Below are 1,037 nucleotides of genomic sequence, written 5' to 3' on the forward strand. Positions count from 1 at the left end.
AAATACAACGCACGGCCAACCACCGTTGACGGGCTGCACTTCGACTCCAAGCGGGAGGCACTCCGCTACATGGAACTCAGGGTCATGCAGGATGGAGGCGCAATATCATCATTAACTATCCATGTGGTTTGACCAAGCAATATCGTCGGGACTTTCAAGAAGTCCTGGCGATATTTTATAATAGATACCCCACTTCAGCTTTTCCAGTCGTACTTCTTTGGTATCGTTTTCCATCTTTTCCTCTTTTCTGTGTCAAGCACTAACACGCAAATATACCGCCAAAGTTGACGCCTGAGAAAACACCCATGGCGTATGTTCGCCGCAAATCGAGCACCATAAATCGCCGGAATAGATACGGTGGTTGCGGCTCTGGACGTACGTCACCCAATATCCGTTATGCTTCCGGCGTCTGATGGTTCCCAGGATGCCGTTGCACTTGTGGCACCGCAGGTACTTTGTCCCGTCAAGGTATTCGGCTGGTTGCTCCAAGTTCACCTCCTCATATACACACGTAATCGATAACCTTCGGGCACCGCGTACACCGCCAGTATCCCACCACGTACTGCCCCTCTTCGATGATGATGACATCGCCCCGGTGATGGATGCCGATACGACAAAGGATGCGTCCGATTAGGGCAAGCACGTCTCACCTCACAATTCTAAAATCTATCCCAGGATATTTGAACAGCATCAGCTTGTGCTTCAGTTGGAACGCCTGGGTTGTAATACCCTTGACATCTTCAACCACGAAGTCGAGCTCTGGGTTAACCAGGTAGCTGAAGTCCGCTTCGTAGGTGATTGCCCGGTGCCTCTTGCCGCGTCCGTCCGTGAACGCGGGTTGCAGCTCGAACACCGGATGGATGACGAGGGACGATATTGCGCCTCCGTCCTGCATGACCTTGAGCTCCATGTAGCGGAGTGCCTCCCGCTTGGAGTCGAAGTGCAGCCCGTCAACGGTGGTTGGTTGTGCGTTGTATTTGCTCATGATTTGTACTCCTCAAAGGGTATGTGTTCCAGCCATCGCAACCTAGACCAAT

Annotated in this window: 3 protein-coding genes; 2 read left to right on the forward strand and 1 reads right to left on the reverse strand. The window is 52.1% G+C overall.

The features are described from left to right. A partial coding sequence (locus HWQ67_RS20745; RefSeq protein WP_218254377.1) for a DUF1064 domain-containing protein occupies window positions 1-132 on the forward strand: 132 nt, incomplete at its 5' end. 304 nt (window positions 133-436) lie between these two features. Further along, complete coding sequence (locus HWQ67_RS19585; RefSeq protein WP_218254375.1) at window positions 437-634, forward strand: hypothetical protein; 198 nt, start codon at window positions 437-439, stop codon at window positions 632-634. A 12-nt stretch (window positions 635-646) separates the two neighbouring features. Here the strand turns inward: HWQ67_RS19585 and HWQ67_RS19590 are convergent, their stop codons facing one another. Next, window positions 647-985: a DUF1064 domain-containing protein gene (locus HWQ67_RS19590; protein WP_218254376.1), complete on the reverse strand. Its 339-nt coding sequence runs from the start codon at window positions 983-985 to the stop codon at window positions 647-649. Window positions 986-1,037 lie beyond the last annotated feature (52 nt).

The sequence above is a fragment of the Candidatus Magnetobacterium casense genome, from assembly GCF_019173545.1.
GTDB lineage: Bacteria > Nitrospirota > Thermodesulfovibrionia > Thermodesulfovibrionales > Magnetobacteriaceae > Magnetobacterium > Magnetobacterium cryptolimnobacter.